The organism is Microbacterium sp. bgisy203 (assembly GCF_057706945.1).
Map to the genome: position 1 here is coordinate 447,246 of NZ_JBYIPF010000001.1, position 25,760 is coordinate 473,005.

At 72.3% G+C, this 25,760-nt stretch carries 23 protein-coding genes; 12 read left to right on the top strand and 11 right to left on the bottom strand.

Annotation, left to right across the window (positions count from 1 at the left end):
* Window positions 1-61: 61 nt before the first annotated feature.
* On the top strand, window positions 62-1,360 hold the full coding sequence (locus AC3ENQ_RS02215) for a protein kinase family protein (protein WP_431801257.1): 1,299 nt from the start codon (window positions 62-64) through the stop codon (window positions 1,358-1,360).
* Window positions 1,361-1,418: 58 nt separating this feature from the next.
* Here AC3ENQ_RS02215 and AC3ENQ_RS02220 read toward each other — a convergent pair whose 3' ends face one another.
* The gene (locus AC3ENQ_RS02220) at window positions 1,419-4,808 is read right to left on the bottom strand and encodes an ATP-dependent helicase (RefSeq protein WP_431801259.1); all 3,390 of its coding nucleotides are present in this window, start codon (window positions 4,806-4,808) and stop codon (window positions 1,419-1,421) included.
* Complete coding sequence (locus AC3ENQ_RS02225) at window positions 4,805-7,966, bottom strand: ATP-dependent helicase (protein WP_431801261.1); 3,162 nt, start codon at window positions 7,964-7,966, stop codon at window positions 4,805-4,807. The genes AC3ENQ_RS02220 and AC3ENQ_RS02225 overlap by 4 nt, the downstream gene beginning before the upstream one ends.
* 172 nt (window positions 7,967-8,138) lie before the next feature.
* On the opposite strand from AC3ENQ_RS02225, the gene AC3ENQ_RS02230 reads away from it, so the two are divergent.
* Together AC3ENQ_RS02230 and AC3ENQ_RS02235 are read left to right on the top strand one after the other, a co-directional pair.
* Window positions 8,139-8,363 (top strand): DUF3107 domain-containing protein, encoded by a 225-nt coding sequence (locus AC3ENQ_RS02230; protein ID WP_431801263.1) that lies wholly within the window; start codon window positions 8,139-8,141, stop codon window positions 8,361-8,363.
* Between the two features lie 22 nt (window positions 8,364-8,385).
* Window positions 8,386-8,676 carry a GlsB/YeaQ/YmgE family stress response membrane protein gene (locus AC3ENQ_RS02235; protein WP_431801265.1) on the top strand — a complete coding sequence of 97 codons (291 nt, stop codon included), beginning with the start codon at window positions 8,386-8,388 and terminating at the stop codon, window positions 8,674-8,676.
* Window positions 8,677-8,728: 52 nt separating this feature from the next.
* Here the strand turns inward: AC3ENQ_RS02235 and AC3ENQ_RS02240 are convergent, their stop codons facing one another.
* Window positions 8,729-9,442, bottom strand: a complete 714-nt coding sequence (locus AC3ENQ_RS02240) for a ferritin-like fold-containing protein (protein WP_431801267.1) — start codon at window positions 9,440-9,442, stop codon at window positions 8,729-8,731.
* 210 nt (window positions 9,443-9,652) lie between these two features.
* Between AC3ENQ_RS02240 and AC3ENQ_RS02245 the strand changes: the two genes are divergently transcribed.
* A complete protein-coding gene (locus AC3ENQ_RS02245; protein ID WP_431801268.1) occupies window positions 9,653-11,167 on the top strand; it encodes a DEAD/DEAH box helicase in 1,515 nt (504 codons plus the stop codon).
* Between the two features lie 103 nt (window positions 11,168-11,270).
* Window positions 11,271-11,687 carry an SHOCT domain-containing protein gene (locus AC3ENQ_RS02250; RefSeq protein ID WP_431801735.1) on the top strand — a complete coding sequence of 139 codons (417 nt, stop codon included), beginning with the start codon at window positions 11,271-11,273 and terminating at the stop codon, window positions 11,685-11,687.
* 23 nt (window positions 11,688-11,710) lie between these two features.
* Here AC3ENQ_RS02250 and AC3ENQ_RS02255 read toward each other — a convergent pair whose 3' ends face one another.
* Window positions 11,711-12,577, bottom strand: a complete 867-nt coding sequence (locus AC3ENQ_RS02255; RefSeq protein WP_431801270.1) for a PHP domain-containing protein — start codon at window positions 12,575-12,577, stop codon at window positions 11,711-11,713.
* Window positions 12,578-12,651: 74 nt separating this feature from the next.
* On the opposite strand from AC3ENQ_RS02255, the gene AC3ENQ_RS02260 reads away from it, so the two are divergent.
* Complete coding sequence (locus AC3ENQ_RS02260) at window positions 12,652-13,686, top strand: endonuclease/exonuclease/phosphatase family protein (RefSeq protein ID WP_431801272.1); 1,035 nt, start codon at window positions 12,652-12,654, stop codon at window positions 13,684-13,686.
* A gap of 210 nt (window positions 13,687-13,896) precedes the next feature.
* Entirely contained in the window at window positions 13,897-15,345 is a 1,449-nt protein-coding gene (locus AC3ENQ_RS02265; RefSeq protein WP_431801274.1) for an aminopeptidase P family protein, read from the top strand.
* 25 nt (window positions 15,346-15,370) lie between these two features.
* On the opposite strand, the gene AC3ENQ_RS02270 is transcribed toward AC3ENQ_RS02265, so the two are convergent.
* Together AC3ENQ_RS02270 and AC3ENQ_RS02275 are read right to left on the bottom strand one after the other, a co-directional pair.
* Window positions 15,371-16,033 carry an alpha/beta hydrolase family protein gene (locus AC3ENQ_RS02270; RefSeq protein WP_431801737.1) on the bottom strand — a complete coding sequence of 221 codons (663 nt, stop codon included), beginning with the start codon at window positions 16,031-16,033 and terminating at the stop codon, window positions 15,371-15,373.
* A gap of 5 nt (window positions 16,034-16,038) precedes the next feature.
* On the bottom strand, window positions 16,039-16,680 hold the full coding sequence (locus AC3ENQ_RS02275) for a YflT domain-containing protein (protein WP_431801276.1): 642 nt from the start codon (window positions 16,678-16,680) through the stop codon (window positions 16,039-16,041).
* Window positions 16,681-16,716: 36 nt separating this feature from the next.
* On the opposite strand from AC3ENQ_RS02275, the gene AC3ENQ_RS02280 reads away from it, so the two are divergent.
* Genes AC3ENQ_RS02280 through AC3ENQ_RS02290 form a run of 3 tightly spaced genes read left to right on the top strand, consistent with a single transcriptional unit; the run spans window position 16,717 to window position 19,726 of the window.
* Window positions 16,717-17,997, top strand: coding sequence for a magnesium transporter MgtE N-terminal domain-containing protein (locus AC3ENQ_RS02280; RefSeq protein WP_431801278.1), 1,281 nt, complete (start codon window positions 16,717-16,719; stop codon window positions 17,995-17,997).
* Window positions 17,997-18,548: a DUF1003 domain-containing protein gene (locus tag AC3ENQ_RS02285; RefSeq protein WP_431801280.1), complete on the top strand. Its 552-nt coding sequence runs from the start codon at window positions 17,997-17,999 to the stop codon at window positions 18,546-18,548. Before AC3ENQ_RS02280 ends, AC3ENQ_RS02285 begins: the two co-directional genes overlap by 1 nt.
* Window positions 18,545-19,726: an Mrp/NBP35 family ATP-binding protein gene (locus AC3ENQ_RS02290; protein WP_431801282.1), complete on the top strand. Its 1,182-nt coding sequence runs from the start codon at window positions 18,545-18,547 to the stop codon at window positions 19,724-19,726. Before AC3ENQ_RS02285 ends, AC3ENQ_RS02290 begins: the two co-directional genes overlap by 4 nt.
* Before the next feature lie 125 nt (window positions 19,727-19,851).
* On the opposite strand, the gene AC3ENQ_RS02295 is transcribed toward AC3ENQ_RS02290, so the two are convergent.
* Entirely contained in the window at window positions 19,852-20,244 is a 393-nt protein-coding gene (locus AC3ENQ_RS02295) for a twin-arginine translocase TatA/TatE family subunit (RefSeq protein ID WP_431801284.1), read from the bottom strand.
* A 72-nt stretch (window positions 20,245-20,316) separates the two neighbouring features.
* Between AC3ENQ_RS02295 and AC3ENQ_RS02300 the strand changes: the two genes are divergently transcribed.
* Window positions 20,317-20,955 (top strand): O-methyltransferase, encoded by a 639-nt coding sequence (locus tag AC3ENQ_RS02300; protein WP_431801286.1) that lies wholly within the window; start codon window positions 20,317-20,319, stop codon window positions 20,953-20,955.
* An 81-nt stretch (window positions 20,956-21,036) separates the two neighbouring features.
* Here AC3ENQ_RS02300 and AC3ENQ_RS02305 read toward each other — a convergent pair whose 3' ends face one another.
* The 3 genes from AC3ENQ_RS02305 to dapE form a co-directional block, all read right to left on the bottom strand.
* Complete coding sequence (locus AC3ENQ_RS02305; protein ID WP_431801288.1) at window positions 21,037-21,210, bottom strand: DUF3117 domain-containing protein; 174 nt, start codon at window positions 21,208-21,210, stop codon at window positions 21,037-21,039.
* Between the two features lie 103 nt (window positions 21,211-21,313).
* The gene (locus AC3ENQ_RS02310; RefSeq protein WP_431801290.1) at window positions 21,314-22,573 is read right to left on the bottom strand and encodes a hypothetical protein; all 1,260 of its coding nucleotides are present in this window, start codon (window positions 22,571-22,573) and stop codon (window positions 21,314-21,316) included.
* Window positions 22,555-23,631: a succinyl-diaminopimelate desuccinylase gene (dapE, locus tag AC3ENQ_RS02315; RefSeq protein ID WP_431801292.1), complete on the bottom strand. Its 1,077-nt coding sequence runs from the start codon at window positions 23,629-23,631 to the stop codon at window positions 22,555-22,557. Before dapE ends, AC3ENQ_RS02310 begins: the two co-directional genes overlap by 19 nt.
* A 59-nt stretch (window positions 23,632-23,690) precedes the next feature.
* On the opposite strand from dapE, the gene dapD reads away from it, so the two are divergent.
* Window positions 23,691-24,635, top strand: coding sequence for a 2,3,4,5-tetrahydropyridine-2,6-dicarboxylate N-succinyltransferase (gene dapD, locus AC3ENQ_RS02320; protein ID WP_431801294.1), 945 nt, complete (start codon window positions 23,691-23,693; stop codon window positions 24,633-24,635).
* 29 nt (window positions 24,636-24,664) lie between these two features.
* Here dapD and AC3ENQ_RS02325 read toward each other — a convergent pair whose 3' ends face one another.
* Window positions 24,665-25,759 (bottom strand): hypothetical protein, encoded by a 1,095-nt coding sequence (locus tag AC3ENQ_RS02325; protein WP_431801295.1) that lies wholly within the window; start codon window positions 25,757-25,759, stop codon window positions 24,665-24,667.
* Window position 25,760: the final 1 nt, after the last annotated feature.

The following is a 25,760-nucleotide window of genomic DNA, read 5'->3' on the forward strand; positions in this document are numbered from 1 at the left end:
GACCTTCCTTGCCGGGCGTGGCGCGCACTCTGACGGGGCACCGCAGACCTACCCTGGGGGCATGGCACGCTCTCCTCTCACTCTAGCCGCGTCGGTGACCTCGGCCCTGCCCCACGCGCAGGTGGTCGGTGTGGGACCGCTGAGCGAAGGAACATCGGGACGGTACGACAGCGCGATCGCGGACCTCGACGACGGACGGCGCGTCGTCGTCCGCGTGCCCGTCGACGATGCGGCCGACGCCGACCTCGTCGCCGAGGCCCGCGCGCTGACCGCGCTGACCGCGGGCGTGCGCCGCGTGCTCCCCTTCGGCGCCCCCGACGTGCTCGGTCAGACCCGCGTCGACGGGCGGCACACCCTCGTGCAGACGCTCCTGCCCGGGTACCGTGTCGACGCCGGCCACGTGCCCGCCGGCCGCGGCATCGCGACCGCGCTGGGCGCGGCGACGGCACAGGTGCACGATCTTCCCGTCACGGTCGTCCGCGACGCGGGCCTTCCCGTCCTGACGACGGCGCAGGTGCGTCAGGAGGCCGAGAACCTCCTCGATGCCGCCGAGGCGACCGGGCTGCTCCCCTTCGGCCTGCTCCGCCGGTGGAGCACGGCGCTCGCCGCCGACGCCCTGTGGCGGTTCGAGACGACCGTCATCCTCGGCGGCGTCGACCCGGCATCCTTCGTCTTCGAGGACGACGCCGACGGCGTCCCGGTCGTGACGGGCCTGCTCGCCTGGGGCGCGCTGGGTGTCGGCGACCCGGCCGTCGACCTGCGTTGGACGGCGTCGGCGCCCTCCGCCCGCGACGACGTGCTGGATGCCTACGCCCACGCGTCGCACCGCGCTCCGGACCCGCAGCTCGCCGAGCGCGCCCGGCTGCACGCCGAACTGGAGTTCGCGCGCTGGCTCGTCCACGGGCACGCGAGCGGCGCGGGCGACGTCGTCGCCGACGCGGTCGCCCTGCTCGAGGCTCTCGACGAGAACGTGCGCGACCAGCCCGCCGTCATCCACGGTGCGGTCACCGCCGACGACGCGATCGCCGCGAGCGCGCGGGTGCCCGCCGGGGTCGCCGGGCCCGTCGACACGTCGATGCACACCGACACCTACGACGCCGACACTCTCGCCGGGTTCCTCGAGGACGAAGCCGCGCGCGCCGCGACGGAGGTCGACCCCGACGCGACTGCGCCCGTCGAGCTCTCCGCGTGGGCGGGTCTGCGCGAGGACGACGTCTTCGGAACCGGGGGTGTGCCCGCCACGGACGCCCGCGTTCCGACGAACGCCGCGGCCGAGCCCCGCGATGACGAGGATGCCGACGACGACGATCCGGGCGCGGCTGCGCGGAACGCGATGCGTCGCTGGACCGGCACCGACTGAGCGCCCCGTCGCGTCGGTCACGTCGGTCAGGTCTGTCACCTCGGCCGCCTCAGTCGCCTCAGTCGCGGATCACGAGGTCGTCCGCCACGTAGTACAGCGCGACGTCGATCGCGCTCTCGGGGATGCCCGTGCGCGCGTGGTAGGCGCGACGATACAGCCGCAGCTGCAGCAGCCGTTCCTCGCGCTCGCGGGTCGTCCGCGGCGGGGCGCCCGTCTTCCAGTCGACGATCTCGATCCTCTCCCCGCGACGGTAGACGGCGTCGAGCTTGCAGATCGCGATGTGGGGGCGGCCGTCGGGGAGGAGGTCGTCGAGGGCGACGTCGATCTCGACCTCGACCTCGACGGGCTGCAGGTCCGCCCACTCGGAGGCGAGGAAGCGCGCGATGAGGTCATCGAGCGCGCGGGCGTCGGCGGGTGAGACCCCGCTGTCCTCGTCGCTCTCCCACAGCGTTTCATCGAGCGAGGTGCCGGAGCCGGTGAGACCCGAGCGCTGCTCGACCCAGGCGTGGAAGAGGGTGCCGAGCCGCGTCTGTCGGTAGGGGCGCTCGGGCATCGGGAGCGCAAGGGACGCGACGGTGCCGGCGTAGTCGGAGACGAAGTCCTTGTAGCGCGACGCGGGCACGCGCGTCGGAGCGCTCCCCGCCGTCCGCGTCGAACGTTCCGCACGTTCAGCGAGAAGGAGTGCGAGGTCGCGCGACGGCGTCGCCGGCGGCGCCGTCTGCGCGGCGCGCACCTGCGCGGCGGCGCGCTCGACGGTGCCCCGTCGGGCGCCGAGCGCGTCGATCGGCCACGACAGCAGTCGCTCCTGATCGAGGTACGGGTTCTCTCCGGCATCCTCGGGCACGTCCAGCGGCAGCGCCAGGCTCGCGGCGATCTCGCCGAGGAAGCGGCTCGGCGGGCGGGGCGACGCCGTGCCCGACCACGCCGATCCCGTCAGCAGCAGCCGATCACGGGCGCGCGTGACCGCGACATACGCCAGGCGGCGCTCCTCGTCGAGGTGGCGGTCCTTCAGCGCCGCCTTGAAGCGCTCGAGCGCACCGCGGAGATCCTGCTGCGTCGGTGCGTCGTCGATGCTCCAGGCGAGCTGGGGCAGCCAGTGCCGGTCACCGCGGAACGGGTAGGGCAGAACGCCGAACCGCAGCCAGCCGAGCCCGTCGCGGGGCTTCGCCGGAAGCTCGTCCTCCACGAGGCGCACGACGGCGACGGCATCCCACTCCAGCCCCTTCGACCCGTGCACCGTGAGCAGCTGGACGACATCGTCCTCGGGTGGCTCGGTGCGCGGCGCGAACTCGTCCGCGCGCTCGGCGCGGTCGAGCCACGCCAGGAGCGCCGTCAGCGAACCGCTGTCGTCGGTCGCGAGGAAGCCGTGCAGTTCATCGACGAACGCCCGCAGCTGCTCCCCCGCGATGCGCGCGGGACCGCGGGCCTCGTTCGCGGCCAGCTCGACGTCCAGGCGCAGCTCGACCTCGATGAGGCGGACGAGCTCGGGGACGGGCAGCCCGGCGGCGCGCCGGAGGCCCCCGAACACCGCGGCCGCCTCCCGCAGGCGCCCCCGTGCAGCGGGGGTGAACGCCGCCAGCCAGCCGTGGTCGTCCGGCACACGACCGACGAAGTCGAGCGCGTCGATGAGCGATGCCCCTTCGTCGCCGGAGCGGCGCAGCCGGGCGAGCGTGTCGGCGTCGAGCGCCTGGAGTCCGGCGTCGTGGCGGCCGAGGCGCCGCGCCAGCGCCGCGAGGGCGCGGAGATCGGGGAGACCGATCGACCAGCGCGGTCCCGCCAGGAGGCGGAGCAGCGCCGACCCCGCCCGCGGATCGCTGATCACGCGGATCGTTGCGACGACATCGACCACCTCGGGGGTCGACAGCAGTCCACCGAGGCCGAGGATGCGATGCGGGATGCCGCGGCGCGCGAGCGCGTCAGCGAAACGGATCATGTGCTTCTTCGCCCGGAAGAGGATGGCGCCGGTCGTCTCGAGGCCCTCCCGCCGGCGCTCCGCGCGGACGTCGCCGAACCACGCGGCGACACGCTCCGCCTCCGCGTCCGCATCGTTCTCGTAGGCGATGTCCACAAGGCCGCCGGGCGCGCCGGGACGCGCAGTCAGCTCGCCGACGGGGACGGGCGTGCGGTCCGCGAGCGGGGCGAGCACGGCGTTCGCTGCGTCCAGCACCCGCGCCGAGTTCCGCCAGCTCGTGAGGAGCGAGTAGGTGCGCACCGGTCGCGCCGCACCGTCGTCGGCCGTCCCGCCGAACGCCGCGGCGAACCCGCCGAGGTTCCCGGCGCTCGCGCCGCGCCACCCATAGATCGACTGGTGCGGATCACCCACGGCCATGACCGCGGTGCCCCGGAACAGCGTTGCCAGCAGGTCGCTCTGCACGACCGACGTGTCCTGGTACTCGTCGAGGAGCACGACGCGGTATCGCGCGCGCATCTCTGCGGCGACAGCCGGGTGCGCCTCGACGATCTGCAGCGCCCCCGCGACCTGGTCGGCGAAGTCGATGAGTCCGCGGCGGCGCTTCTGGGTGTCATAGTCCCGGGCGAGCGCGGTGAGCTGCGGTAGCCACGCGACGGGCGCGACGGCGTCGCGCACGGGGGCGAGCGGACCCGATCCGCGCTGGGACGGCCGATCCAGCACCTCGGTGAGCTCTCCGGCGAAGCGCGCGATCTCGTCGAGGTCGGCGCGATTGTCGACGGCGTCGCGGGCGAACTGCAGGGCGGCGTCGATGATCGTCGACGGGCGTCGCTCGATCTGCTCGAGGCCCGGGTCGTCGGAGGCGTGCACGACGCTGCGCATGAGCAGCCACGCCGCCGACTCGCTGAGCACCGCGGACTCGGGGTCATGGCCGATCCGCACAGCGTTCTCGCGGACGAGCTGGTCGGCGAAGCTGTTGTACGTCGCGACGACCGGGCGGTGCAGGAGGGTGTCGTCGGCATCCGTCGGCGGCGCGTCCGCCGTCTCGGAGGCAAGGGCGACGTCGGCGGCGAGGGCGTCGAGAGCCGCGCGCCGCCTGGCCTCGGCCGTGCGCGCGTCGCCCCCTCGCTCGATCTGACCTCGCTCGATGGACCCGAAGACCTCGAGCGCACCGCGCCGGTGCAGATCCTCGAGGTGCGGGAGGAGTCCGCGCCGCTCGAACTCGCCCAGCCGGGCGAGGCGCCGTTGGATGCGCTCGGCGAGCTCGCCCGCGGCCTTCCGCGTGAAGGTGAGTCCCAGCACCTCGTCGCGGCGGACGAGGCCGTTCGCGACGAGCCACACCACCCGTCCCGCCATCGTCTCGGTCTTGCCGCTGCCGGCGCCGGCGACCACGAGCGCGGGCTCGAGCGGGGCGGCGATGACGGCAGCCTGCTCGGGCGTCGGCGGGAACTGGCCGAGCGCCGCGGCGATCGCCTGCGGAGACAGCGTCGCCGGCGCGGCGAACGTGCCCGGCGACGACGGCGTCGAGATCACGCTCATTCGCTCACCGGCCCGATCGTGTGGATGCGGCAGAGCCCATGCGTGTGGTCGTCGCGGCAGTGCGCCTCGTACGGCGCGAGGAACTCGCGCCCGCCCATCACCTCGACCGCCGCGCCGATGCGCCCGGTGAACGCGGCGCGCGTCTCATCGTCGAACGGGGGCTGCGCGGGCGTCGCGTAGGGCGCTCCGCGGGTGGGCTTGAGGACGAGGAGCTTGGCGCCCCCGGAGGGATGGCCGCCCGCCGCCGGGATCGCACCGTTCTCGAAGGCGAGCTGGTAGGCGCTCAGCTGCGGGTTGTCGACCGCCGCCCCGGGGCCGGTCGCCTGCGCGCGCCCCGTCTTCAGGTCGACGATGACGACGGTCCCCTCCGCGGTGAGTTCGACGCGGTCGATCGTGCCGCTGATGAGGGCCGGCTGCGCGGCGCCGGGAACGGGGAGTTCGAGCTCGAAGTGCGGCTCGGCCCCGAGGAGCGTCGTGCCGGCGGCGTGCACGTCACGGAGGTAGCGGCCGAGCCGGGCGACGAGGTCTCGGGCACGGGCCCGTTCGGTGCGTTCGATCCAGGCGGCCTCGAACTCCAGCTCGCCCCAGCGACGCTCGACCTCCGCCCAGAGGTCGTCCGCGGTCGGCGCATCGCCGTCGCCCTCTGCGTGCTCGAGCGCCGCGTGGATGAGCGTGCCGAGGCCCGCGCCCACGCTCCCGGCGTCACCGCCGAGGTCGCCGATGACCCAGTTGAGCTGGCACTCGTCGATCGCCTCGAGTTTCGACGGCGACACCCGCACCTGTTCGGTCTCGAGGTCGTAGAGCGGCCCCGTGCTCGTCGGCGCGGCCACCCCGTACCACTCGGCGGGGTCGGCGCCCGCGACGCCCGCCGCGGCGAGGAGCGCGAGCTGACCGGATGCCTCGGCGCGCGCGGCGGAACCGGATCGCCCGTCGGTCAGCGTGCGGCGGTAGCGGGCGACGAGACCGCGCAGCGACAGCGGGTGCTCCGCGTTCGCCGGTGCCGGCTCGGCGGGCGGGAGGAACTCGTACAGCACACTCGGCCCCGTGTCGTCGTCGTCGACGGCCGTGACGATGAGGCGCGTCCGCGCCCGCGTGAGCGCGCGCACGAAGAGACGCAGCTCATCGTGCAGCACCCCGCGACGCAGGTCGAGCGCATCGGGGGCACGGCCCTCGCCGATCGTCGCGAGTCGCCACGTGTCGAAGAGGCCCCCGCGGGTGCGGAGGTTCGGCCAGACACCGTCCTGGACACCCGCGATGACGACGGTGTCGAACTCGGTCCCGAGGGCCGCGGCGGGGGTCAGCACACGGACGACGCCCGTGGGCGACGGCGCTGCGAGCCGGTCCTCGGCGACGTCGGAGAGCAGCACCGACCGGATGAACGCCAGGGGCGACGTGCCGTCGGCGCGCTCGCCGTGACGTTTCGCGGCCTGGAACAGCGCGACGACGGCGTCGAGGTCGCGCCGCGCCTGATCGGCGAGGGGTCCGTGACCGCTCGCGGCTTCCCGCCACGACTTCTCCCATCCCGATCTCTCCCACGCGGTCCACAGCAGTTCGTGCGCGGTCGCCCCCTCCTCCACCTGCGCGCGCAGCTGCGCGAGGGTGTGCGAGATCCGCGCGGCGCGGCGACCCTCGCGCGTGTCGAGCAGCTCGAACTCGAGGGGATGCCGAAGCCCCGACGCGACCAGCTCCCGCCCACTCGGAACTGTCGCCGCGGCTTCTCCGTCCGTCTCCTCCGCCGCCGCCGACGCGGCGCGGACCGCTTCGTGACGAAGCGTCGTACGCAGGCGCCGCACCTCCACGGCATCCAGCCCGCCCGCGCGCAGGGCGCTCTCCGCATCGTCGCGCTCCCAGTCGTCGCGCGCGGCGAGGTCGACCAGCAGCAGGAGGTCGCGCACGGCCCGCGTCTCGCCGAGGGTGCGGCCCTGACCGCTCGCGGTCGGCACGTCGCGCGCGGCGAGCTCCGCTTCGAGGGCGGCGACCTGTCGACTGTCGTGCGCGATGACGCCGCACTGGTCCCACGGGATGCCGTCGTGCACGTGCCTCTCGCGGAGGAGCCGCGCGATCGTGTCGTACTCCTCGCCGGCCGAGCGGAGGGCGAACGCGCGCACCGAGCGGGTGGACGGGTCGGCGCTCTCCTGATCGGGTAAGTCATCGGGCAGGGCATGTGCACCCCGCGACTGCGGCGGACGCCGGTGCGCGACGACTCCCGCCGCGCCGATGCGCGCCGTGACCTCGGCGGCGAGGTCACGCAGGGCGTCCGATCCGCGATGCGCGCCGTCGAGCACGTGCAGCTGCCCTCCCGCGGCCAGGCGGGCGAAGTTCTCCGGCCGCGCGCCGCGGAACGCTCCCGACGCGACGTCCGGGTCGCCGAACGCGAGCACCGCGACGCCGCTCGCGCGGTACGCCTCCATCAGCTCGACGCCGCCGAGGGTGAGTTCCTGCGCATCGTCGACGAGAAGCGCACGCACCCGCCCGGTTCCGCCGCGCGCAGGCGAGTCGAGGGGCAGGGTCCGCGCCAGGCCGATCGCTTCCCGCACGAGGCCCGCCGCGTCGCGGTGCGCTCCGCGCATGCGCGCGCGCACCGCGAGGTAGTCGTCGGCGAACGACGCGAGCGCCGCCCACGCCTCCGGCCCGTCGTGGTACGCGAGCTCCGCGAGGCTCGGCGGGTCGATGCCGAGGTCGGTGCACTCGGCGAGGAAGGCGCGCAGCTCTGCCCGGAATCCCCGGGTCGCCCGGATCTCGGCGCCCAGCCACGACGGCCAGCGCCGGATGCCGGACACCTCGTCCTCCGCGTCGCCGTCGAGCAGCTCTTGCACGATGCGGTCCTCATCGGGGCCGGTGAGCAGCTGCGGCGGCTCGAGCCCGGAGTGCACCGCGTGCGCCCGGACGAGCTGGTAGGCGAACGCCGCCACCGACCGCGCGAGGGGCCCGGGCGTCGCGATCCGCACGGCGAGGGCGAGGCGATCCCGCAGCTCCGTCGCGCCCTGCCGCGTCGGCGTGAGCACGAGCACCTCGTCGGCGTCGAGACCCGCGGTGAGCAGCGCAGCCACACGCTCCACGATCGCGGTCGTCTTGCCCGACCCGGGTGCACCCACCACGACCCCCGAGGCATCCGCCGGGAGATCGACGACGGCGCGCTGAGCGGGATCGAGGGGCATGCCCTCCACGCTAATCGCCACCGCCGACACCGCCGCGGGCGTTCCGGTGTTCCGGCGTTCGCGCAGAGCGAGCGGCGAGCCGCCCGCGGCGGGGTCCCGACCCGCCTGCCGTGTCGTAGAGTCGAGATGCGCCCGCCGGGGCGCGACGACTTCGGAAAGGCCAGGCATCATCGTGGAGATCCGCATCGGCATCGCGAACACTGCTCGTGAGCTCAACTTCGAGTCCGCCCAGTCGGCGGATGCCGTCGCCCAGGCCGTCACGACGGCGCTCGAGTCCGGCCAGAGCGCCGTCAGCTTCGTCGACGTCAAGGGGAACACCTACATCGTCCCGACGGCGGGCATCGCCTTCATCGAGGTGGGCACCGAAGAGTCCCGCCGCGTCGGCTTCGTCGCCTAGGTCTCCCTCCGATCGGACCCTCGTGCAGATCCTCCTCGCGCTGATCTTCGGCGCCACCCTCGGCGCCGTCCTGCACTACCTCATGCCGGGACGGACGACCCGCGGCGCACTCCTCGCGCCGATGCTCGGCGCCGTCGTGGGCGGTCTCGTCTACCTGGTGCTCACCTGGGCGGGTGTGACCGCCGACAACCCGTGGCTCTGGGTCGCCGCGCTCGGCGCCCCCATCGTCGTCGTCCCGCTGACGCTCCTGGCCCTCACCCGTGCGCGCAACACGCACGACGCGGAGGAACAGCTGCGCCTCCGCATCTCCTGACGGACGGCCGCGCCCGGTCCCGCTCAGGACTCAGCGAGGACTCAGGAGTGACTCAGGGGTTGAGGCCCATCTCCGCCATCCGCCGGGAATGCCCGGCCAGCAGGTCGGTGAACACCGGCTCGACCCTCTTCTCCTCCGCGGCATCCAGCGTCTGCGGCCGTAGCGCCCCGCGAGCGATGAGCAGCGTGTCGCCGACCAGGCGCCGACCCCAGAGGCTCAGCAGGTCGCGCCACTCCTCGTCGCTCGCGATCGCCTCAGTGACGATGTCGACGAGGGCACGACGGTCCCCGCCGTGCAGGATCTGCGCCACCCGGTTGCCGGTCATCCCGTAGCTCGCCGACAGCGCCAGGTAGAAGTCGTCGAGCATGCCCGCCGTGACGTGCACGGACAGCATCGTCTCGAGCGGGCGCGCTCCATGGGTCTCGCGGCGGAAGGCATCCAGCGGCTCGCGGAACGGAAGCATGAGGTCGAGCGGATCATCCCCGCGCTCGCGGATCAGCGTCACGAGGTCGCGATGCTTGACGAGCGCCGACCCGGCGGCGAGCGACAGCGCCTCCTTGTGGGAGAGCTCGGGCGTCGGCGCGATGAGTTCACTGAGCGTCTCGAAATAGCCGAGCTGGAGGTACGCCGCCTGGCCCAGGTAGGTGTCGATGTCGGGAGCGAGCTCCTCGAAGTCGACGCGCCGGACGTCGCCGAAGTCGCCGCGCGAGCGGATCTTGAGTGTGCGGGTGGCGGGGCGACGACGCTGCCAGGGCCAAGTGACCATGACGACAGCCTAGAGGCCGGATGCCGCGACGCCCGCGGCCGCCTCCCCGACTGCGCCGTCGGGCTCTGCCGTCGCCTGCGGCGTCCTGTCGCACGTCTCCGGTAGGCTTTCCCTGTCCCGGCGATGGATCGGGACCGCCGCGCCTGTGGCTGAGTGAAGGGCGTGGACTCCCTCACCCGGCGGCTTCTCACCGCCAGACAGGCACGTATCGTGACGACATTCGCAGACATGGGCGTGGACGCCGACATCGTCGAGGCGCTCGCGGCGAAGGGCATCGAAGACGCCTTCCCGATCCAGGAGCAGACCATCCCGCTCGGGCTTCCCGGTCAGGACATCATCGGCCAGGCCAAGACCGGCACCGGCAAGACGTTCGGCTTCGGCATCCCCGTGGTGCAGCGCCTCGGTCTCGACCCCGCGCCCGGGGTCAAGGCGCTCATCGTGGTTCCCACGCGCGAGCTCGCCGTCCAGGTCTACGAGGACATGGACATGCTCACCTCGAACCGCTCGACGAGCGTCGTGGCGATCTATGGCGGAAAGGCCTATGAGGGCCAGATCGACCAGCTGAAGGCCGGCGCGCAGATCGTCGTCGGCACGCCCGGCCGCCTCATCGACCTCAGCAACCAGCGCCTGCTCGACCTGTCGAACGCGACCGAGGTCGTCCTCGACGAGGCCGACAAGATGCTCGATCTCGGTTTCCTCCCCGACATCGAGAAGATCTTCCAGAAGGTCTCCCCCGTTCGCCACACGATGCTCTATTCGGCCACCATGCCGGGGCCGATCGTCGCGCTCGCCCGCCGGTTCATGTCGAACCCCATCCACATCCGCGCCAACGACCCCGACGAAGGGCTCACGCAGGCCAACATCAAGCACCTCGTCTACCGGGCGCACTCGCTCGACAAGGACGAGGTCATCGCCCGCATCCTGCAGGCCGAGGGCCGCGGTAAGACGGTCGTGTTCACGCGCACCAAGCGCGCCGCCCAGCGCCTCGTCGACGAGCTCAACGACCGCGGCTTCAACGCGGGCGCCGTCCACGGCGACATGAGCCAGGAAGCGCGCGAGCGCTCGATGGCTGCGTTCAAGGCCGGCAAGAAGGACATCCTCATCGCGACCGACGTCGCCGCCCGCGGCATCGACGTCGACGACGTGACCCACGTCATCAACCACACGATCCCCGACGACGAGAAGACCTACCTCCACCGCGCCGGGCGCACCGGCCGCGCCGGTAAGACCGGAATCGCGGTGACCTTCGTCGATTGGGAAGACCTGCACAAGTGGGCCCTCATCAACCGGGCGCTGGAATTCGGCCAGCCCGAGCCGCAGGAGACCTACTCGTCGAGTCCGCACCTGTATGAGGACCTCGACATCCCCGCCGGCACCAAGGGACGCATCGCGAAGGCGCCGAAGACGGGAACGGTCCGCACGCAGCAGCCGGCCCGCGCGGCGGATGCCGCCGCAGAGGGCACCGGAGAGGGCGGCACCCGCCGCCGTCGTCGCCGCCGTTCAGGTGGGGCCCAGGTCGGCGCGACGTTCGCCGAGGGAACGCAGAGCGGTGCGGATGCCGCGGCATCCGCGACGGCCACCGCGGAGCGGGGCGCCGAGGGCGCGGGCACGCACGACGGTGCGGGCAAGGAGCACCGCGACGGCAACGCCGCGCCCGCACGCCGCCGCCGTCGCCGTCGCGGCGGCTCCGGCAGCGGAGCCCCGCAGGCACCCGCCGGCGCGTGAGGCGTATGACGCGCGCGTAACGTTTCCGGCCCACAGGGCCGGCACGTCACTACAGTGAGCATCAGGCGGCACCCCCCCCGCCTCTCACAGTGGGGAGCACATGATGCGTGTCATCGCGGAAGCCGTCGAATACCAGGGGTTCTGGGCATCGTTCTGGGACATCATCTGGTGGTTCCTGGCGGTCTTCATCTGCGTCGCCTACCTGTTCGCGCTGTTCGCCATCATCCTCGACATCTTCCGCGACCCGAAGCTCAGCGGCTGGGCCAAGGCGATCTGGCTGATCTTCCTGATCTTCTTCCCGCTGATCACCGCGCTTGTCTACCTGATCGCGCGTGGACGCGGCATGGGAGACCGTCAAGCCGCGCAGGCCGTCGCCTACAAGAACGCGCAGGATGACTACATCCGCTCCGTGGCGGGGTCCAGTCCCACCGACCAGATCGCGCCGGCGAAGGCCCTGCTCGACTCGGGAGCCATCACGCCCGCGGAGTACGAGAAGCTGAAGGCCAAGGCGCTCGCCTGACGATCGGAGCGTGCGCCCGGCTGTCAGGACGGGAAGACGGGCGCACCGCCGGTTGCGCCAGAGATGATGCGCGCGACCATCTCGTCGGTCGTCGTGAACTCCCCCGGCTGGTTGGGCTTTCCGGCGCCGTGGTAGTCGCTCGACCCCGTCACGATGAGGTCGCGCTGCGCGCAGAGCTGTCGGAGGCGCGACAGGGCGGGTTCCACGTTCTCGCGGTGGCCGAGCTCGAAGCCGGCGAGTCCGACATCCAGCATCTCGTCGATGACGCGCGACGGGAGCAGCCCCGCCCGGCCTGCGGGGTGCGCGATGATCGGCACGCCCCCGGCATCCGCCACCGCGGCCACCGCCGTGACGGGGTCGGGGGCGTACAGATCGACGTAGTAGTCGCTTCCCGGGTGGAGGATTCCCGCGAACGCCTCGCCGCGATCACGGACGTGCCCCTTCGCGACGAGCGCGTCGGCCAGATGCGGACGCCCGACCGTCGCGCCGACGGCGGTCTGGGAGAGGATGTCGTCCCACGTCAGGTCGTAGTCGCGGCCGATGCGGTCCGCCATCTCTCGCGCCCGGGTCAGGCGCGACGACCGGATGCGGTCGGTGAGGACGCGCAGCGCGGCGTCGTCGGCGTCGAAGAGGTAGGCGAGCACGTGCACGCTCCGCCACTCGTAGCGCGCAGAGAGCTCCATGCCGGGGAGGAACGTCATGCCGAGCGACACCGCCGCCTCGGCGGCCTCGGCCCATCCCGACGTCGTGTCGTGGTCGGTGAGCGCCGCGGTGCCGAGCCCGGCTCGGTGCGCGGCGGCCATGACGCGCGCCGGCGACTCGGTGCCGTCGGAGTGGTCGGAGTGGAGGTGCAGGTCGCTCGGACCGCGGAAGACCCCCTGATGCACCATGCTCCGAGCGTATCGGCTGGCCGGAGCCCCGGCCCTACGAGGATTCTCAGACTCGCCCCCGTAGAGTCGGGGGCGTGCTGCGACTGCTCGGACTCCTCCTGACGGTGTTGGCCGCGATCGGGGCCGCGATCGTCACCTGGCCGCAGTTCTTCCGCCTCGAGCGCACGTACCCGTTCGCGCAGATCGTGTCGTTGCGCGGCGCGATGGTGCTCGTCTGCGCGGCCGTGCTGGTGGTCGCCCTGATCCTGTGCCTCGCCCGCCCGTTGCGCGGGTTCGCGGCATCCCTCGCGATCATCGCACTGCTGGCCGGCGCGGCGAACGTCGGCATCCTCGCCATGCGCGGCGCGTCGAGCGATGCGCTCCCCACGAAGGATGCCGGGGCCCTCCGCGTCATGACGTGGAACACCGCCGGGGCCGCGACCGACGCGCACCTCATCGCGCAGACCGCCGTCGCGATGCAGGCCGACATCGTGGCGCTTCCCGAGACGACGATCGAGACGGGCGAGGCGGTCGCGATCGTGATGCGCGAGATGGGCTCGCCGATGTGGGCGCACCACGAGAACTTCGGTGAGCGCGAGGACTTCCCCGACTGGGCGTCGAACTCGACGACCCTCCTCATCTCCCCCGACCTGGGCGACTACGCCGTGATCGAGTCGACCGCAGACGGGACGAGCAACACGTCGCAGGTGCCGACCGTCGTCGCCATGCCCGTCGACGGCACCGGTCCGACGATCATCGCCGTCCACGCCGTGGCGCCCCGCAGCGACGTGATGGAGCACTGGCGCACCGACCTGACGTGGCTCAGCGATCAGTGCGCGAGCGAGAGCGTCATCATGGCCGGCGACTTCAACGCGACCGTCGACCACATGGACCGCCTCGGTGTCGATGGCGCCGACCTCGGCCGATGCCACGACGCGGCGGTCGCCACCGGCACGGGCGCGCGCGGCACGTGGTCGACCGCGTGGCCGCAGCTGCTCGGCACGCCGATCGACCACATCCTCGCGACGGATGCCTGGACCGTCACCGGCACCGTCGTCCTCGGCTCACTCGACGACAGCGGCAGCGACCACCGCCCCCTCGTCGCGCAGCTCGAGCCCGCCGCGCCCTGACCGGGGCCCCTCGCGCCCGGCATCCCGCTCGCCCCGCTTCAGCCCCCGAGACCGCGTGTTCTCGACGAGACCCTGGTCACGAACGCGTGGTCTCGTCGAGAACACAGGGTCTCGCGGAGTGGGGAACCGACCGGAGGCGGAGGGGAGGGGGCGTCGGACGGTGAGGGCGGGGGCGGGGACGCGGCGGCGGGGAAGTGCGAGACTGGACAGATGAGCACGAACGAGACCGACACGATCGCCGAGGGCGTCGCGAGCACCGAGACCGCGCAGCCGCCGGTGGAGACCCCTCCCGCAGAGAACCAGAACCGCAAGCAGCCCTTCCCTCGCGGCTTCCTCGACACGATCTCGACCGGCTGGGCCGACCGCCCCGAGCAGCTCCCGCCCGCGCGCGCGCAGGCCCCGTACGCCGCCGCCCGCCGCGATGCGGTGTCGGCGGCTTTCCCCGGCAAGCGCCTCGTGCTTCCGGCCGGCACCTACAAGCAGCGCTCGAACGACACCGACTACCCGTTCCGCGCGCACTCCGCGTTCTCGCACCTGACCGGATGGGCGAGCGACTCCGTGCCCGACTCGGTGCTCGTCTTCGAGCCGACGGGCGACCAGGGGCACGACGTCACGCTGTACCTCCGCGAGCGCGCCGACCGGACGACGGCGGAGTTCTACGACGACGCGACAATCGGCGAGTTCTGGATCGGCCCGCGCCCGGCGCTGGCCGGCGTGGCATCCGATCTGGGTCTGCAGACGGCGCACATCGACGACTTCGACGCGCGCGAGGGCGACGTGATCCTCGAGAAGGATGCCGACCTCACCCGATTCGTCTCCGAGCTCCGTCTCGTCAAGGACGACTACGAGATCGCGCAGCTGCGCCTGGCCGTCGAGGTGACCGGTCGCGGCTTCGACGACATCGTCTCCGACCTCGACCGCATCGTCGAGACGCCGCGCGGCGAGCGGGCGGTCGAGGGCATCTTCCACCACCGCGCACGCGTCGAGGGGAACGGCGAGGGGTACGACACCATCGCGGCATCCGGCCCGCACGCCTGCTACCTGCACTGGACCCGCAACGACGGCGCGGTCGTTCCCGGTGACCTCGTGCTGGTGGATGCCGGGGTGGAGGTCGACAGCCTCTACACCGCCGACATCACGCGCACCCTGCCCGTCTCAGGAACCTTCACCGACGTGCAGCGCAAGGTCTACGAGACGGTCCGCGAAGCCGCCGACGCGGCCTTCGCCGTCGCGAAGCCGGGGGTGAAGTTCCGCGCCGTGCACGAAGCGGCGATGGCTGTGATCGCGCAGCGCACCGCGGAGTGGGGCCTGCTACCGGTCTCGGCGGAGGAGGCGCTCGACGCCGACCGCGGTGGCCAGCACCGGCGGTACATGGTCCACGGCACGTCCCACCACCTGGGACTCGACGTGCACGACTGCGCGCAGGCGCGCCGCGAGATGTACTACGACGGCATCCTCGAGCCGGGCATGGTCTTCACGATCGAGCCGGGGCTGTACTTCCAGATCGACGACCTCACCGTGCCGGAGGAGTACCGCGGCATCGGGGTGCGCATCGAGGACGACGTCCTCGTGACGGAGGACGGGGTCGAGAACCTCTCCGCCGCGATCCCGCGCACCGCCGACGAGGTCGAGGCCTGGATCGCCCGCCTCCGCTCCTGACCGCCCGCGTGCCCGCTCGCGCGCGTCAGCGCAGGCGGGCGCGGAGCCAGGCGAGAACGGGCGGTGCGAGAGAGGCGCCGATCTCGTGCGGGTCGCGTTTCGCGCCCCTCACCTCGAAGGAGTGTCCGCCGCCTTCCACCCAGAAGATGTCCGCGGCGGGGCTCGTCGCGACGGATGCCTCGAAATCCGCGACGGGCTGGATGAACGGATCGCTCGTCCCCTCGACGAACAGCTGCGGCGCGGCGACCCGAGCCAGATGCGCGCCGCGGGTCGCCTCGGGCTTGCCCGGCGGGTGGAACGGGTACCCGAGGTAGACGAGCGCCGCCGGCGCGATGAGGCCGTCCGCGGCCGCCATCGATGCCATCCTCCCGCCGTACGACTTGCCCGCGGCGACCCGTGGAACACCCGGCAGGGCGCCCGCCAACTCGGTCATGACCGCCAACCAGGTGGCGAGAGCGTGGACCGCGGGCCCCGGCATCCGTCTGCCCGCCTCGCGGTACGGGAAGTCGAAGCGGAGCGTTGCGACGCCCCCAGCGCGCAATGCCGCAGCGAACCCCACGAGGAACGGGTGATCCATGCCGGCACCGGCGCCGTGGGCGAGGGCGAGCGCGGCCCACGCGTCGCCGCTGTCCGGTCGTTCGAGCCGCGCCGACACCGTCACCTCTCCCGCCGGGAGGGCGACCGTCACGCGCGTCACGGCGCGGGCGTCCCCGAGCCGGCCGGTCCCGAGTTCGGCGGCGTCGGCGCGTCCGTCGGCGGTGCGTCGGGCCCCGGCGCCGGGGGTGCCGCGGGCTGCGGTGCCGGGTCGATCCGCTCCCCGTACTGCGGCGGGGTCGTGAGGTCGACCGCCGGCGCGGCGGCCGGCGCCGCTGGCGCGACGTGGTGGCCGAGCACCTCGCGGGCGCGGTGGATGCTCGAGGGGAGCACCGTGATCTCGTACCGGTCGGCGATCACCTGCGTGACCGAGGTGTAGTCCTTGCGGCGACGCAGGATCGCGTAGGAGATGAGGCTCAGCAGCATACCGATCGCGATGCCGACGAACATCACGCCGACGAACAGCTGGATCGCGGCGTTCGGGGTTCCGAGCACGAAGATCGCCGAGAAGAGGAGCCCCAGCAGGATGCCGTTGATCGCCCCCGACCGGGCGGCCGCGGCATACCCCAGGCGGCCCGTGACCGTCTCGACCGACCGCAGCCCGTGCCCGACGATCGCGATCTCACGCGCGGGGATGTCGGCCTGGATGAGCTGCGACACTGCCTGCTGCGCGGCCTGGTAGGTGGCGTAGTCGGCGATCTTCTCGCCGTGCTGCTGCGGCGCTCCACCCATCATGCTCATCGGTCCATCTTGGCATGCGCACACTACGCTGGACTGGTGAGTACGCAGAGGGTTTTCGTGGCACGCCTCGTGGGCTGCGCCGTCTTCGACCCCGCGGGCGACCGGCTCGGAAAGGTCCGGGACGTCGTCGTCATCTACCGAAAAGACGACCCGCCGCGCGTCGTCGGCCTCGTGGTCGAGATCCCCGGCCGGCGGAACGTCTTCCTCTCGATCGGCCGGGTCACCTCGATCCAGTCCGGGCAGGTCATCACCACCGGGCTCATCAACGTGCGCCGCTTCCAGCAGCGCGGCGGCGAGGTCCGCGTCATGACCGAGATCCTGGGACGGAAGGTCTACTTCACCGACGGGTCGGGCGAGGCGATCATCGAGGATGCCGCGATCGAGCGCAACCGACTCGGCGACTGGGACCTCGGTCAGCTCTTCCTCCGGAAGCCGAAGACCTCGGCATCCCCCTTCGCCAAGGGCCCCACCACGTTCGCGGAATGGAAGGACGTGCGCGAGCAGGCCGTGCCGGGCGAAGCGCAGTCGGCCGAGCAGCTCGTCGCGACCTACTCCGAGCTGAAGCCCGCCGACCTCGCGAACACCCTCCTCGACCTCCCCGACGAACGCCTCCTCGAGGTCGCCGAGGAGCTCAGCGACGACCGTCTCGCCGATGCGCTCGAGGAGATGCCCGAAGACGACCAGGTGCACATCCTCGAGGCCCTCGGCGATGAGCGCGCCGCCGACATCCTCGACCAGATGGAGCCCGACGACGCCGCCGACGTCCTCGCCCAGCTGCCCGAGGAGCAGCGCGAGGAGCTGCTCGAGCTGATGGAGCCCGAAGAAGCCGAGGACGTCCGCGCGCTGCTGAAGTACGGCCCCGACACGGCGGGCGGTCTCATGACGCCCGAGCCCATCGTGCTCTCCGCCGATGCGACCGTGGCCGAGGCGCTCGCCCTCATCCGCCGGCACGAGCTGCACCCCGCCCTCGCAGCCGCGGTCTTCGTGACCCTCCCCCCGTACGAGACGCCCACCGGGCGCCTGCTCGGCACCGTGCACTTCCAGCGGATGCTCCGCTATCCCCCGCACGAGCGTCTCGGCGCGATCGTCGACGACGCGGCGGATGCCGTGCCCGCGACGGCGTCGGCGGCGGAGGTCGCCCGCATGCTCGCGAGCTACAACCTCGTCTCCCTGCCCGTCGTCGATCAGGCGCACCGCCTCGTCGGTGCGGTCAGCGTCGACGACGTCCTCGACTACCTGCTGCCCGAGGACTGGCGCTCGCACGACGGCGATGACGAGACGGTCGCCGCCGGTACCCCGAACGGGGCGGCCCGGTGATGGCGCGCGCCGCGAAGGAGGCCAAGGTCAGCCTCGAAGATCCGCGCGGCCGCCGCTCGGGCGTGCTGACCCGCACGCCCCGCCCGTCCCGCGACCGGTTCGGACGCTTCACCGAGTGGATCGCCCGCGCGATGGGGACCCCGACGTTCCTCCTGATGCTGACGCTCTTCTGCGTTGTGTGGATGAGCTACACCGTCATCGCGGAGCAGAACGGCTGGTGGCGTTTCGACTCGGCCGCCCTCGGCTTCACGGCGCTGACCCTCATCCTGTCGCTCCAGGCGTCGTATGCTGCGCCGCTGATCCTGTTGGCGCAGAACCGTCAAGACGACCGCGACCGCGTGCAGATCGAGCAGGACCGTCAGCGCGCCGAACGGAACCTCGCCGACACCGAGTACCTCGCCCGCGAGGTCGTGGCTCTGCGCATGGCGCTCACCGACGTGTCCGACCAGGTCGTGACCCGCGACGTGCTGCGTCAGGAGCTGAAGGCCCTGCTCGAGCAGCTCGACGAGCAGTACGGCGCGCGCCAGGCCCGGGCGGACGAACCGGCGTGAGTGCCGCCACGGACGCATCGGGGCGCGCGGGCGCGGGTGCGGATGCCGTCCGCGCCGCCGTCGGGGCGGTCACCGACCCCGAGCTGCGCCGCCCGCTCGCCGACCTGGACATGGTGCGGGAGGTCAGCGTCGACGGCGCGACGGCGCACGTCGCCATCGCCCTGACGATCGTCGGGTGCCCCGCCGCCGACCGCATCGAGCGGGACGTCCGCGCGGCCGCGGCATCCGTGCCGGGGATCGGCCTGGTCGAGCTCGAGATCGGCGTGATGACGCCTGCCGAGCGCGCGGCGCTCACCGAACGCCTCCGGGGTGGTCGGGCGGCCCGGACGATGCCGTTCGGCCCCGATTCCCTGACCCGCGTCATCGCCGTCACGAGCGGCAAGGGCGGCGTCGGCAAGTCGACGCTCACCGCGAACCTCGCCGTCGCCCTCGCCGAGCGTGGGCTGCGCGTCGGACTCATCGACGCCGACGTGCACGGCTTCTCGATCCCCGCGCTCCTCGGTCTCGTCGAGGACGACGGGCTGCCCCCGCAGCCGACCCGCATCGACGACCTCATGCTGCCGCCGGTCGCGTACGGCGTGAAGACCATCTCGATCGGGATGTTCCTCCCCCGCGACCAGCCCGCGTCGGCGGTCGCCTGGCGCGGGCCCATGCTCCACCGCACCGTGCAGCAGTTCCTCACCGACGTGTTCTTCGGCGACCTCGACGTGCTGCTCCTCGACATGCCGCCCGGCACGGGTGATGTCGCGATCTCGGTGGGACAGCTCCTGCCGCACGCCGACGTGCTCGTCGTCACGACGCCGCAGACCGCGGCATCCGACGTCGCCGTCCGGAGCGGCCTGGTCGCCGAGCAGACCGGTCAGCGCGTCATCGGGGTCGTGGAGAACATGGCGGCGATGACCCTTCCCGACGGGTCGACGCTCGACGTCTTCGGGTCGGGTGGGGGCGCGTCGGTCGCCGCGGCGCTGTCGGCGCAGCATCCGGATGCCCCGCCGGTGCCGCTCCTCGGGTCGGTGCCGCTGAGTGTCGCCCTCCGCCGTGGCGGAGACGACGGCGTTCCCGTGGTGGTCGGCGCGCCGGAGGATGCCGCCGCGCGCGCGATCTCGGACATCGCGGGCGCTCTCGCCCACGCCCCGCGCGGCCTCGCCGGCCGGACGCTCCCCTTCACGCCGCGCTGACGCGCGACCCCCGCCGCCCGCGCCCCCCGCCCGCGCGACGCGCCCGCCTGCGAGACCGCGCATATGCACGCTTCCCGCGCGGGGATCGTGACAATTGCGCGGTCTCGCGGCGGAGAAGGGCGCCGTCAGGTCGCTTCGTCGTCGTACGGGATGCCGGTGCCCGTCGTGAACGCCGCGCTGTCGAAGACCGCGGTCTCCGTCGCCGGGGACGTCGCCGCGGCGGCGGCTCCGATCGCGGCCGCCTGCACCGTCGGGACGGGCGCGTCCTCGAGCAGCGCGTCGCGGATGATCCGCCGCGGGTCGTACTGGCGGGGGTCGAGCTTGCGCCATTCGACGTCGTCGAAGTCCTCGCCCATCTCCTCCTTGACGCGGGTGCGCGCGTCGCCGAGCCACGAGCGGGCGCGCCGCGTGAGGCGGGCGAGACCCTCAGCGTACGTGGGCAGCCGTTCGGGTCCGATCAGCAGAGCGGCCACGACGAGGAGCAGGAGGAACTTCTCCATGTCGTAGCCGAAGAACATGGCTCCAGGTTACCCGTGCGCCTGCGGCGTCTCGGCCAGCGCGCACCGTACGCTGTCACAGAAGGAGTTCTCATGGCCGAATCAGACGCGATCCGCAGGTACGCCGCCGAAATCACGGTCGAACCCGAGTCGATCGAGCGTGCGCGCGCTCGCGCCGTCGAGCTCGGCGCCGACCCGATCAGCGCCGCCGTCGGCGCGCAGATCGCCGTGGTCACAGCCGCCACCGCCGCTCTGAACATCGTCGAGATCGGCACCGGCGCGGGCGTTTCCGGCCTCTGGCTCCTGCGCGGCTCGCCCCGCGCCACGCTCACCACGATCGACATCGAGCCCGAGCACCTCGCCGCGGCGCGCACCGCGTTCGCCGAGGCGAAGGTGCCGCCCGCGCGCGCACGCTTCATCACGGGACGCGCGGCCGATGTCCTCCCCCGCATGAACGAGGCCTCGTACGACATCGTGCTGGTGGATGCCGACGCGGAAGAGGTCATCGAATATGTGGAGCACGGCCTGCGCCTCGTCCGCGCGGGGGGTACGGTGCTCGTTCCGCGCGTCCTCGCGGGCGGCGCCGTGGCCGACCCGGTGCGACGCGACCCCGTGACGAGCGCCTACCGGTCGCTCATCCAGGAGACGCAGTCCTCGCCTGCCGTCCTCGGTGCCCTTTCGATCGTCGGCGAGGGCCTGCTCCAGTTGACGACGGTCGCCGCCGACCGCTGACCACGCCGCGCGGCCGGATACGCGAAACGACCGGTCCGAAGACCGGCCGTTTCTGCGTCGTACGTCAGGCTGCGTGGTGCGTCAGGCTGCGCCGACGACCTCAGCCAGCACGTCGTGGAGTTCCTTGGCCTCGTCGTCATTGACGGAGACGACCAACCGGCCACCACCCTCGAGGGGAACGCGCACGATGATCAGGCGTCCCTCCTTGACGGCCTCCATAGGTCCGTCTCCGGTACGCGGCTTCATGGCTGCCATGGCAGGCTCCCTTTCCTCATCGGACAACAGAACAAGTTTATCGGTACGCGCGCCCGCCCGCGCTCACTGTGGACATCGTCCGGCAGAGGTTGTCACACGGTGTTCACGGAATCTGCCAGAACGTCGTCCCCTGGACGAGCATCTGGTCGATCCACCACCACTGCCCGAGAAGGCCCACGGCGAGCACCCCGATGCGCCAGGCGCGGCTGCGGGGCAGGGCGAGCGCCCCGTACAGCGGCGACAGCGGCATGAGGAGGCGGAAGATGCTCGACTGCGGGAAGAACACGAGGAGCAGATAGATGAGGTAGATCGCCGACCAGAGCCGGATCTCGACGCCGAGGCGCCGCACGTGCGGCTCGAAGACGAGGAGCGCGATGAGGGCGACCACCAGGATGCCGAGTGCGACATATCCCCACGCCTCCGGCATCCCCCACACGCGGAACCAGATGGCGGATGCCTGGATGAATCCCTCGAACGGGACGAACCCGCCGTGATCACCCGTCCACCCGCGCCGCCAGGAGAGTTCCGTCTCCATGTAGGCGGAGGGATCGCCGGTGACGACGCCGGCGATCAGCGGCCACGAGAATCCGACCGCGGCCGCGAGCAGGCCGAGGAGCACGATGTGGACGATCTGAACCGCGGGGAGCGGGTCGACGCGGCGGCGGAACCAGCGACAGATGCCGTAGAGGGCCAGCAAGAGCGCGAAGGCGAGGATGCCGGGACGCGTGTATCCCATCAAGGGAATGAGGAGGTAGAGCCACCCGAAGCGGCGGCGGACGAGCACCAGGAGCGCGAGGTGGAGCCACAACAAGAAGAGCGACTCGGCGTACCCCATCTGGAAGAGCGCGGCGAGGGGGCCTGCCGCGAAGAACGCGACGGCCCACAGCGCCGCGCTCCGGTCGATGCGTTCGCGGAGCAGGTGGTAGAGCGCGAGGCTCGCACCGTAGCCGGCGACGACCGCGACCGCGATCGCGGCGATCGGGTACTGACCGGCGAAGAGGAACGAGACCGCGCGCGTGATCGCGGGGTAGACGGGGAGGAACGCCCAGGCGTTCTGGGTGACATTCCCCGCGGCATCCAGCGGCAGCTCGCTCGGATACCCTTCCACGCCGACGACCCAGTACCACTGTCCGTCCCAGCGCATGAGGAGGGAGCCGATGGTCTCGGCGCCACCGGTGCGCGAGTTCGAGATCGCAGCGCCCACGGCGACGAAGACCGTCGTGACGAGGCGCGCCGCGATGTAGATCGCCGCGACGGCGATCGCGGGGCGCGCCCAGAGGCGGCGGGCTGCGTCGCCGCGCGACGCGTGCGCGGCCGAGGCGCCCCCGACCTCGCCGCGATCGGTCACGGGGCGCTCAGCCACGCCCGCAGGCCCCGCTCCACGTCCTCGATCTGCGCGAACGAGACGCGCTCCTGGTCGTGGTGGGCGATGCTCGGGTCGCCGGGGCCGTAGTTGACCGCGGGGACGCCCATCGCCGAGAAACGCGCGACGTCGGTCCAGCCGTACTTGGGGCGCGGCTCGGCACCGACCGCCGCGACGAACTCCTGCGCGAGCGGGGCGTCCATGCCGGGGCGGGCACCGGCCGCGCGATCGGTGATCTCGACCTCGAACCCTTCGAACACGTCGCGAACGTGCGCCTCTGCCTCCTCGACCGAGCGGCTCGGCGCGAAGCGGTAGTTCACCTCGACCTCGCACAGGTCGGGGATGACGTTGCCGGCGATGCCCCCGGAGATGCCGACGGCGTTGAGGCCCTCGCGGTAGACGAGGCCGTCGACGTCGATGCTCGCGGGGCGGTAGTCGGCGAGGCGGCCCAGGACGGGAGCCGCCGCGTGGATCGCGTTCTCACCCATCCACGCCCGCGCGCTGTGCGATCGGATGCCGTGGGTGCGCACGACCGCGCGGAGCGTGCCGTTGCACCCCCCTTCGACCTGGCCGTTCGAGGGCTCTCCGAGGATGGCGAAGTCGCCCGCGAATAGGTCGGAGCGGGTGCGGGCGAGGCGCGTGAGTCCGTTGCGCTCGGAATCGACCTCTTCGTGGTCGTACCACATCCACGTGATGTCGAGGCGGGGGTCGGTGAGCTCGGCGGCGAGCTTGAGCTGCACCGCGGTGCCGCCCTTCATATCCACCGTGCCGCGGCCCCAGAGGTAGGGCTCGCCGTTCTCCTCGATGTCACGCGTGGGCACGTTCTCGTTGATCGGGACCGTGTCGATGTGTCCGGCGATCACGACGCGCTGCGGGCGGCCGAGCTGCGTGCGTGCGACGATCGTGTCGCCGTCGCGGTACACCTCGAGGTGTTCGAGCGGCTCGATCGCGGCGAAGATCGCGTCGGCGAGCGTGGTCTCGTCGCCCGAGACGCTGGGGATGTCGCAGATCGCGCGTGTGAGGTCGACGGACGATGCACGGAGGTCGAGGCGCGGCATGGGGTCGAGTCTATCCAGCGCCGCACGGTGCGCTCTTCCCGCACCGATAGCCTGGAGGGATGAGTGAACAGCGGTGGGCATGGGGTGCAGGACTCGCGACGATCGCCGGTGACGGCACCGTCCTCGACACGTGGTTCCCCTCCCCTGCGCTCGGCCAGGCCCCGGAGAGCGTCGACGCCAGCGATCTCGATGCCGCGGCCGGCCCCGACGTGCGGCGCGACGTGACCGTCGAGGTCGTCGTCGTCGAGATCGATCTCGACGCTCCGCCGCAGGCGACGAGCGACGCGTACCTTCGCCTCCACGCGCTGTCGCACCTGCTCGTCGCGCCCAACGAGGTGAACCTCACGGGCATCTTCGGGCACCTCCCGAACGTCGCGTGGACGAACGCCGGGCCCGTCCACCCCGACGCGTTCGCGCGCCTGCGGCCGGGCCTCCAGCGCGCCGGCATCCAACTGCAGGGTCTCGACAAGTTCCCGCGGCTCACCGATTACGTCATCCCGGCCGGAGTCCGGATCGCGGATGCCTCCCGCGTGCGTCTCGGGGCCCACCTCGCCCCCGGCACCACCGTCATGCACGAGGGCTTCGTCAACTTCAACGCCGGCACGCTGGGCGCCTCGATGGTCGAGGGGCGTATCTCGCAGGGCGTCACCGTCGGCGACGGCTCCGATATCGGCGGCGGCGCGTCGATCATGGGGACGCTCTCGGGCGGCGGCACGCACCGCGTGTCGATCGGCGCGCGCACGCTCCTCGGCGCGAACGCCGGCATCGGCATCTCGCTCGGCGACGACTGCATCGTCGAGGCAGGCCTCTACGTCACGGCGGGCTCGAAGATCGTCCTCCCGAACGAGACGCCGCTCCACGACGGCTCGCGCCCGATCGTCAAGGGCGCACAGCTGTCGGGCCAGAACGGCATCCTGTTCCGCCGCAATTCCCTCACCGGCGCGATCGAGGCCGTCCGCCGCGAAGGCGTCGGGGTGACCCTCAACGAGGCACTGCACGCCTGACGCCGGCTCCGACGCGCAGAGGCGCAGCGTCACTCTGCCCGGCGCCAGGGCCCCTCAGGCGCGTCGGCGACCCAGTGCACGCGCGGGCCTTCGACTTCGCGGACGAAGCCGGTGAGCCAATAGGTCTCGTCGGGGCCCCAGCCTCCTAGGACGCTCGAGAAGTCATCATCGATCACGATCTCGCGCGTCGCCGCGGTGAGGTACGCCCAGCCGGTGAGGTGTACGGCATCCCACTCCTCCGCGACGCTCGACCAGTCGGGCAGCAACCAGCGGCGATCACGCCCCGTTGTGCGATACCAGTCGTGACGTCGAGACGCGGTGACCTCGAGCGGATGCCGGCGGCACAGCTCCGCCCAGTCGTCCGCATCTCGGATCTCGAATGTGCGTCCGCCGCCGCGCACGGGAACGGCCCGCGCACGCGTCCACCCGAATCCGTCCTCGACGTACGGGATGCCGACAGGAAGCCCCGGTGGCAGTTCGCCCGTCGTGTGCGGCGCACCCGACGGGAACGACCACCACGACCCGCTCCAGTTCGCCTGCGGATCGGAGGGTCTGTCGCGACGCGCCCGCTCCTGCTCGTCGAGGGTCCCCTGCAACCACGCGTCGGCCGCGCCGGGAGCGGGGTCGAACGGCGCGCCGTCGCCGGAGGGATCGAACTTGATCGCCCACTGCTCGATCGCTCGGTCGCGACGCCACCACGCGGTGTCCGCGCGCTCGGTCAGGCCCACCGAGACCGCGGCGAGGGCCGCGCGCACCTCGGGCAGCGCCGCAATGATGTCCTCGCCGTCCGGCGCCTGCCAGTACCGCGCCGAGTCGACGGCGCGGAGCATCGCGGCATCCAGGGTCGTGGCGTCGGGATCGAGGGCGCCGACGCCGCGGATGCGCGCCGCGAGGTCGGAGACCGTCGCCTCCGTCCCGACGCGCCCGCGCGTCTCGAACGCGTTGCCCTCGTCGTCCCACCCGAATGCCACGATCGACGCCCCCGCGTCGACGTTCGCGTTGTATGCGAGCGGCCAGAGCACCTCGCCCACCCTCGGATCGGCGGCCTTCGCGATCTCGAGGACGACCCTCCGCCCGCGCGGCCCGACGGTGAGTCCCGAGGTCGGCGACATGTCGGCATCCATC

What these genes read in the sequence shown, in the direction of transcription:
- AC3ENQ_RS02255 (WP_431801270.1), bottom strand. Translation starts at nt 12,577, where the DNA reads ATGGTGCATCAGGGGGTCTTCCGCGGTCCGAGCGACCTGCACCTCCAC.
- AC3ENQ_RS02295 (WP_431801284.1), bottom strand. Translation starts at nt 20,244, where the DNA reads ATGTTCTTCGGCTACGACATGGAGAAGTTCCTCCTGCTCCTCGTCGTG.
- AC3ENQ_RS02215 (WP_431801257.1), top strand. Translation starts at nt 62, where the DNA reads ATGGCACGCTCTCCTCTCACTCTAGCCGCGTCGGTGACCTCGGCCCTG.
- AC3ENQ_RS02325 (WP_431801295.1), bottom strand. Translation starts at nt 25,759, where the DNA reads ATGGATGCCGACATGTCGCCGACCTCGGGACTCACCGTCGGGCCGCGC.
- AC3ENQ_RS02225 (WP_431801261.1), bottom strand. Translation starts at nt 7,966, where the DNA reads ATGCCCCTCGATCCCGCTCAGCGCGCCGTCGTCGATCTCCCGGCGGAT.
- AC3ENQ_RS02220 (WP_431801259.1), bottom strand. Translation starts at nt 4,808, where the DNA reads ATGAGCGTGATCTCGACGCCGTCGTCGCCGGGCACGTTCGCCGCGCCG.
- AC3ENQ_RS02265 (WP_431801274.1), top strand. Translation starts at nt 13,897, where the DNA reads ATGAGCACGAACGAGACCGACACGATCGCCGAGGGCGTCGCGAGCACC.
- dapD (WP_431801294.1), top strand. Translation starts at nt 23,691, where the DNA reads ATGAGTGAACAGCGGTGGGCATGGGGTGCAGGACTCGCGACGATCGCC.
- AC3ENQ_RS02285 (WP_431801280.1), top strand. Translation starts at nt 17,997, where the DNA reads ATGGCGCGCGCCGCGAAGGAGGCCAAGGTCAGCCTCGAAGATCCGCGC.
- AC3ENQ_RS02275 (WP_431801276.1), bottom strand. Translation starts at nt 16,680, where the DNA reads ATGAGCATGATGGGTGGAGCGCCGCAGCAGCACGGCGAGAAGATCGCC.
- dapE (WP_431801292.1), bottom strand. Translation starts at nt 23,631, where the DNA reads ATGCCGCGCCTCGACCTCCGTGCATCGTCCGTCGACCTCACACGCGCG.
- AC3ENQ_RS02305 (WP_431801288.1), bottom strand. Translation starts at nt 21,210, where the DNA reads ATGGCAGCCATGAAGCCGCGTACCGGAGACGGACCTATGGAGGCCGTC.
- AC3ENQ_RS02250 (WP_431801735.1), top strand. Translation starts at nt 11,271, where the DNA reads ATGCGTGTCATCGCGGAAGCCGTCGAATACCAGGGGTTCTGGGCATCG.
- AC3ENQ_RS02300 (WP_431801286.1), top strand. Translation starts at nt 20,317, where the DNA reads ATGGCCGAATCAGACGCGATCCGCAGGTACGCCGCCGAAATCACGGTC.
- AC3ENQ_RS02240 (WP_431801267.1), bottom strand. Translation starts at nt 9,442, where the DNA reads ATGGTCACTTGGCCCTGGCAGCGTCGTCGCCCCGCCACCCGCACACTC.